The following is a 7071-nucleotide window of genomic DNA, read 5'->3' as shown; positions in this document are numbered from 1 at the left end:
GCGTATTGACGAGTGCCACCCGCCGGTCGGCCGGCCTTGGCGAGGAGATATAGACCGCGTCGACCTGCCGGTTGGCGACAATGCGGCGGTAGGTCGTCTCCTGGTCGTCGGGATCGGCCGGTGACAGCACCAGGTCGAGCTCGTGCGAACGCGCATAGTCGCCGAGTCCGGACAGGAACTCGACGAAATGCGGGTCGATATCGACGGTCGTTCCCGTCGGCAGCACATAGCCGATCATGCCGGTCTTGCCGGTCGCCAGCCGGCGCGCGCTCGGATTGGGGCGATAGCCGTGACGCTTGGCGGCATCCATCACCCGCCGGCGCGTTTCCTCGTTGACTTCCGGGTAGCCGTTCAATGCGCGGCTGACCGTGGTCTGCGAAAGCGCCAGCATGTGGGAGAGCTGCTTGAGGTTCACCGGAGGCCTCCAAACCTCAAAGCGCTTTTAATCTGAATCGATCTGACCGCTACGAACCGCGTTGCCGAGCGCAGTGACCATACGCACGGTTCGGACCGGTTTGAAGCCGAATTTGCTGCTGCACCGCCAGAAAACTGTGCTGCAGCGCACTTTCGCCGGCACTCGACCGCAGAAATTAAATCGATTAAGCCGGCTTCCTCTTGACTCCCGATCAATTCAGTGGCGAGATCAAGATGACCAAAGCGCTTTGGAAGACTCCACGAAAGGTTGCAGTTCCTTTCCGACTGAGTCACAGTCCTGCAGCGCCGGCGGACGGAATGGAGGTTTCGTTCGGTGTTTGTCACCACTGGGAGGGAATACCGATGAAGAAAATGCTTCTGCTGGGCGCTGCGTTTGCCACGCTCGCCCTGGCCATGCCCGCGCAAGCCGAACTGAAGTTCAAGCCGGGCGAAGATCCCCGTTTCAACTGGGCCAACTACGAAGAGCTCAAGAAGGTCGACCTCAAGGGCGAGACGCTGACGATCTTCGGGCCGTGGCGCGGCGAGGACGAAGGGCTTATCCGCACCGTTCTCGATTACTTCTCCGAGGCCACCGGCGCCGAGATCAAGTACTCCTCGTCGGAGAATTACGAACAGCAGATCGTCATCGACACGCAGGCCGGCAGCCCGCCCAACATCGCCGTGCTGCCGCAGCCGGGCTTGATCCAGGATCTGGCATCGAAGGGCCTTTTGACGCCGCTCGGCGACGACACCGCCAACTGGGTCAAGGACAATTACGGCGCCGGCCAATCTTGGGTCGACCTCGGCACCTTCAAGGACAAGGACGGCAAGCCCGGCTTCTTCGCCTTTCCTTATAAGGCCGACGTGAAATCGCTGGTCTGGTACTCGCCGGACAATTTCGAGGAAGCCGGCTACAAGGTGCCGAAGACGCAGGAAGAGCTTGCCGATCTCGAAAAGAAGATCATCGCCGACGGCGGCACGCCATGGTGCATCGGGCTTGGTTCGGGCGGCGCCACCGGCTGGCCGGCGACCGACTGGGTCGAAGACATCATGCTGCGCACCCAGACGCCCGAGACCTACGACAAATGGGTGAAGAATGAAATTCCGTTCAACGATCCGGCCGTGGTCAACGCCATCGACATTTTCGGCAAGATCGCGACCGACGACAAGATGGTCGAGGGCGGCGCCAAGGCGGTTGCGGCGACAGATTTCCGCGACAGCCCGAAGGGCCTCTTCTCGGTGCCGCCGAAATGCTATCTGCACCATCAGGCATCGTTCATCCCGACCTTCTTCCCGCAAGGCACCAAGATCGGCGAGGATGCCGACTTCTTCTACTACCCGCCCTACGCCTCCAGGCCCGAGCTCGGCACTCCGGTGCTCGGCGCCGGCACGCTGGCCATGATCACCAAGGACTCCAAGGCAGCGCGCGCCTTCATCGAATTCCTGAAGCTGCCGCTCGCTCATGAGATCTGGATGGCACAGGGCGGCTTCGTGACGCCGTTCAAGTCGGTCAACAAGGACGCCTATGCTAGCGACGCGCTGAAGAAGCAGGGCGAGATCCTGGCCAACGCCTCGACCTTCCGCTTCGACGGGTCCGACCTGATGCCGGGCAAGATCGGCGCCGGCGCGTTCTGGACCGGCATGATCGACCTGGTCGGCGGCAAGTCCGCCCAGGACGTCGCCACCGACATCCAGAAAAGCTGGGACGCGATCAAGTAAGCGGCCGGCTTGAGTTCCCAATCTGATGCGATCCGGGCCTCAAACGGCCCGGATCCTATCCGGTGCTTGGCGTCGCGTCGACTGTCGTGAGCACAACGCATTCCGGCATGACGCGCGCCCAGTGACCTGCTTTTCGGCTGGTCGCGCTCCAGACAACTGAATCGGCGCATGATCCCGTCGCCAAAGCCATTCTCGACTGGCGGATCCGTGCGCAGGGGGAGGGACCCATGGCGGCTCAGATTTTTTCGGCGATATTCGTCATCATCATCGGCGTGGGCGGCTGCGTCGCCTATTTCTGGGGCGCCAACAAGGCACTCGACACGATCTTTCCGGCACGCGGCGTTTCCGGCAAGGCGGCGATTAATAATCTGCGCCGGCAGGGGGTGATCCGACCCTGGCTGTTCGTCGGGCCGGCGATGATCATCCTCACCATCTACCTGATCTACCCGGTGGTGGAGACGCTGAGGCTGTCGTTCCTCGATCGCGGCGGCGCCCATTTCGTCGGCTTGGCCAACTATCAATGGGCGTTCGGCGACCGCGAGTTCCGCAACTCGATCCTCAACAACATCATCTGGCTGGCGGTGGTGCCGGCCGCCTGCACCTTCCTCGGGCTGATCATCGCCGTGCTCACCGACAAGATCTGGTGGGGCACCATCGCCAAGAGCCTGATCTTCCTGCCGCTGGCGATCTCCTTCGTCGGCGCCAGCGTCATCTGGAAATTCATCTACGAGTATCGCGGCGACGGGCAGACGCAGATCGGTCTGCTCAACGCCATCATCCAGTATTTCGGCGGCCAGCCGCAGGTCTGGATCTCGCTGCCGTTCTGGAACAATTTCTTCCTGATGGTCATCCTGATCTGGATCCAGACCGGCTTTGCCATGGTCATCCTGTCGTCGGCCTTGCGCGGCATTCCGGAAGAGACGCTGGAAGCCGCCGTCATCGACGGCGCCAACCCTTTCCAGATCTTCTGGAAGATCATGGTGCCGCAGATCTGGGGGACGATCGCCGTCGTCTGGACCACCATCACCATCCTGGTGCTGAAGGTTTTCGACATTGTGCTGACCATGACCAACGGCCAGTGGAACAGCCAGGTGCTGGCCAATCTGATGTTCGACTGGATGTTCCGCGGCGGCGGCGATTTCGGCCGCGGCGCCACCATCGCCATCATCATCATGATCGCGGTCATTCCGATCATGGTCTGGAACATCCGCCAGGCGAACAAAGAGACGGAAGGACATTGAGATGGCCGCGTCGACCGGAAAGTCCTTTGTCAGCCGTTTTGGCGTCCATATCGCCGTCTTCATCTTCGTCGCGATCTGGACGATCCCGACGCTCGGCATTCTGGTCTCGTCGCTGCGCGACAAGGACCAGATCATCGCTTCGGGCTGGTGGAACTCGTTCACCAGTTCCAGCCAGACGGAAGCCGGACGGCTGCCGCCCGCCTCGGCGCAGGTCGAGAAGGACGGCAAGTTCGTCCTGCAAGGCAATATTTTCGGCGACGGCCCGGCCCGCAACATCAGCGCCTTCGGCGTCAAGTCGGCCGCACCGACGCAATATCCCGCCGGCACGACAGCCGATCTCGGCGACGGCGTGACCCTGCAGGTCAATGCCGACGGCAGTTTCGTCATGACCTCGCCGAAGGCTTTCGAAAGCGAACGCGGCCAGCGCGTCTATTACGCCTCGTCGGCGCCGCCGAAATTCACCACCGACAATTACGACACGGTGCTGTTTTCGGAAGGCATCGGCCGCTCCTTCATGAACTCGCTGACCGTCACCATTCCGGCCACCGTCATCCCGATCCTGATCGCCGCGTTCGCCGCCTACGCGCTGGCCTGGATGCGCTTTCCCGGCCGGGCCCTGCTCATCGCCGTCATCATCGGCCTCTTGGTCGTGCCGCTGCAGATGTCGCTGATTCCGCTGTTGAAGCTCTATAACGGTGTCGGCAGCTTCTTCGGCGTGCCGTCGAAGACCTATCTCGGCATCTGGCTGGCGCATACCGGCTTCGGCCTGCCTTTTGCCATCTATCTCCTGAGGAGCTATATCGCCGGCTTGCCACGCGAGATCATGGAATCGGCGCGCATCGACGGCGCCAGCGATTTCGAGATCTTCGTCAAGATCGTGCTGCCATTGTCGTTCCCGGTGCTGGCCTCGTTCGCCATCTTCCAGTTTCTCTGGGTGTGGAACGATCTGCTGGTGGCGATGGTTTTCCTTGGTACCGAAGGCGACCAGATCGTGCTGACCGCCAAGCTCAATGCGTTGCTCGGCTCGCGCGGCGGCGACTGGGAGATCCTGACGACATCGGCCTTCGTCACCATCATCGTGCCGCTGATCGTGTTCTTCTCGCTGCAGCGCTATTTCGTCCGCGGGCTGCTTGCCGGCTCGGTGAAAGGAGGTTGAGATCATGCAATCCGCTTTGAAGGCCACCCCGAAGCCCGATCTCGCTACAGATCGCGACTGGTGGCGAGGTGCCGTGATCTACCAGATCTACCCGCGCAGCTATCAGGATTCGAACGGCGACGGCATCGGCGACCTCAGGGGCATGATCGGCCGGCTGCCCTACATCGCCTCGCTCGGTGTCGACGCCATCTGGATCTCGCCATTCTTCAAATCGCCGATGAAGGATTTTGGCTACGACGTGTCGGATTATTGCGATGTCGATCCAATGTTCGGCACGCTGGCCGACTTCGACGCGCTGACCGCCGAGGCGCATCGGCTTGGCCTCAAGGTGATGATCGACGAGGTGCTCTCGCACACCGCCGACATCCATCCCTGGTTCAAGGAAAGCCGTTCGAGCCGCAGCAATCCAAAAGCCGACTGGTATGTCTGGGCGGATGCCAAGCCGGACGGCACGCCACCCAATAACTGGCTGTCGATCTTCGGCGGCTCGGCCTGGCAGTGGGACACCAGCCGCCAGCAATATTACCTGCATAATTTCCTGGCCGAGCAGCCCGACCTCAACTTCCACAGCCGCGCGGTCCAGGACGCGCTGCTCGACGTCACCCGCTTCTGGCTGGAGCGCGGGGTCGATGGTTTTCGCCTCGATACCATCAATTTCTACTTCCACAGCCAAGGCCTGGAAGACAATCCGCCGCTGCCGCCCGAGCAGCGCAACGACCAGACGGCGCCGGCCGTCAACCCCTACAACTACCAGGACCATCTCTACGACAAGAGCCGGCCTGAAAACCTCGGCTTCCTCGAACGCTTCCGCGCCTTGCTCGACGAATATCCGGCGACGGCCGCGGTTGGCGAGGTCGGCGATTCGCAGCGTGGGCTGGAAGTGGTGGCGGCCTATACGGCCGGCGGCAAGCGCGTGCACATGTGTTACTCCTTCGACTTCCTGGCGCCGGAGAAGATCAGCGCGGCAAAGGTGCGCTCGGTGCTGGAAACCTTCGGCAAGGTGGCCAGCGACGGCTGGTCGTGCTGGGCCTTTTCCAACCATGACGTGATGCGTCCCGCCTCGCGCTGGGCAGCCGGCGAGCCCGACCCGACCGCCTATCTCAAGGTCATCTCGGCGCTGCTGATGTCGTTGCGCGGGTCGGTCTGTATCTATCAGGGCGAGGAGCTCGGGCTCAGCGAGGCCGAACTCAGCTTCGAGGATCTGCAGGACCCATACGGCATCCGCTTCTGGCCGGAATTCAAGGGCCGCGACGGCTGCCGCACGCCGATGGTTTGGGACGGCGCTGCCCGCAATGGCGGCTTCTCGACGACAAAGCCCTGGCTGCCGGTGCCCAGCAAGCACCTTGCGCAAGCGGTCAATGTGCAGCAAGGCGACGGCGGCTCGCTGCTCGAGCACTACCGGCGCTTCCTGGCTTTCCGCCGCGCTCATCCGGCACTGGCCAAGGGTGATATCGAGTTCATCGAAAGCGACGGCGACACCGTCGCCTTCACGCGCCGCGAAGGCAACGAGCAGATCGTCTGCGCCTTCAATCTCGGCGCAAAGCCGGCCGAAGTCGATCTTGGCGGCCGCTCACTGCAGCCCTTGCCGGGACACGGGTTTTCGGGACAGACTGGCGCCGGCACTATCCGCCTCGGCGGCTACGGCGCCTGGTTCGGGCGTATCGACTGAATTCAAGGAAGAACTGGAGGGTACCATGGCCGATGTCACGCTAAGGCAAGTGAAGAAATCATACGGCAATCTCAACATTCTGCACGGCGTCGACCTAGACATAAAGTCGGGCGAATTCATCGTCTTCGTCGGTCCCTCGGGCTGCGGCAAGTCGACCCTGCTGCGCTGTATCGCCGGACTGGAGGAGATCACCTCGGGCGAGCTCAAGATCGACCGCGAAATCGTCAACGACGTGCCGCCGTCAAAGCGCGGCATCGCCATGGTGTTCCAGTCCTATGCGCTCTATCCGCACATGACCGTCTACGACAACATGGCCTTCTCGATGAAGATCGGTAAGGAAAGCAAGGCCGAGATCGACAAGCGGGTGCGCCAGGCGGCCGAGATCCTGCAGCTGACCAAATATCTCGACCGTCTGCCCAAGGCGATGTCGGGCGGCCAGCGCCAGCGCGTCGCCATCGGCCGCGCCATCGTGCGCAATCCCAAGGTCTTCCTGTTCGACGAGCCGCTATCCAACCTCGACGCGGCGCTGCGTGTCGCCACCCGCATCGAGATCGCCAAGCTCAAGGAATCGATGCCGGCCACAACGATGATCTACGTCACTCACGACCAGGTCGAGGCGATGACGCTGGCCGACCGCATCGTGGTGCTGAAGGAAGGCCATATCGAACAGGTCGGCACGCCGATGGAGCTCTACAAGCGGCCCGGCAATCTGTTCGTCGCCCAGTTCATCGGCTCGCCGGCGATGAACATCCTGCCGGCAACGATCGACAGGACCGGCAACCCCACCGTTGTCAGCCATGTCGGCGGCCGCAAGGCGACGGTGCCGATCGCAACGCCTGCCTCGGCGAAAGGCGCTGCGGTGAGCTTCGGGG

6 protein-coding genes are annotated in these 7071 nt (G+C 62.3%); 5 read left to right on the top strand and 1 reads right to left on the bottom strand.

Features of this window, described 5'->3' with window-relative positions; translation table 11 throughout:
• Positions 1-415: LacI family DNA-binding transcriptional regulator (locus E5W70_RS29790; protein WP_292664867.1), on the bottom strand; the 415-nt coding region annotated here is incomplete at its 3' end.
• A 362-nt stretch (positions 416-777) separates the two neighbouring features.
• On the opposite strand from E5W70_RS29790, the gene E5W70_RS29785 reads away from it, so the two are divergent.
• The 5 genes from E5W70_RS29785 to ugpC all read left to right on the top strand — a co-directional run.
• Positions 778-2133 carry an ABC transporter substrate-binding protein gene (locus E5W70_RS29785; RefSeq protein WP_292664866.1) on the top strand — a complete coding sequence of 452 codons (1356 nt, stop codon included), beginning with the start codon at positions 778-780 and terminating at the stop codon, positions 2131-2133.
• A gap of 227 nt (positions 2134-2360) precedes the next feature.
• Entirely contained in the window at positions 2361-3374 is a 1014-nt protein-coding gene (locus E5W70_RS29780; protein WP_023680221.1) for a sugar ABC transporter permease, read from the top strand.
• Position 3375: 1 nt separating this feature from the next.
• Entirely contained in the window at positions 3376-4530 is a 1155-nt protein-coding gene (locus E5W70_RS29775; protein WP_292664865.1) for a carbohydrate ABC transporter permease, read from the top strand.
• A gap of 4 nt (positions 4531-4534) precedes the next feature.
• Positions 4535-6199 (top strand): alpha-glucosidase family protein, encoded by a 1665-nt coding sequence (locus E5W70_RS29770; protein WP_292664864.1) that lies wholly within the window; start codon positions 4535-4537, stop codon positions 6197-6199.
• A gap of 25 nt (positions 6200-6224) precedes the next feature.
• Positions 6225-7071: sn-glycerol-3-phosphate ABC transporter ATP-binding protein UgpC (gene ugpC / locus E5W70_RS29765; protein WP_292664863.1), on the top strand; the 847-nt coding region annotated here is incomplete at its 3' end.

The sequence above is a fragment of the Mesorhizobium sp. genome (genome assembly GCF_005063415.1).
GTDB lineage: Bacteria > Pseudomonadota > Alphaproteobacteria > Rhizobiales > Rhizobiaceae > Mesorhizobium.
Note: the sequence above shows the minus strand (reverse complement) of the source record. Positions and strands in the feature narration are given on the sequence as shown.

Bases quoted from the DNA above. Each gene is read 5' to 3' on its own strand.
- E5W70_RS29785 (WP_292664866.1), top strand. From the start codon at position 778: ATGAAGAAAATGCTTCTGCTGGGCGCTGCGTTTGCCACGCTCGCCCTG.
- E5W70_RS29780 (WP_023680221.1), top strand. From the start codon at position 2,361: ATGGCGGCTCAGATTTTTTCGGCGATATTCGTCATCATCATCGGCGTG.
- E5W70_RS29775 (WP_292664865.1), top strand. From the start codon at position 3,376: ATGGCCGCGTCGACCGGAAAGTCCTTTGTCAGCCGTTTTGGCGTCCAT.
- E5W70_RS29770 (WP_292664864.1), top strand. From the start codon at position 4,535: ATGCAATCCGCTTTGAAGGCCACCCCGAAGCCCGATCTCGCTACAGAT.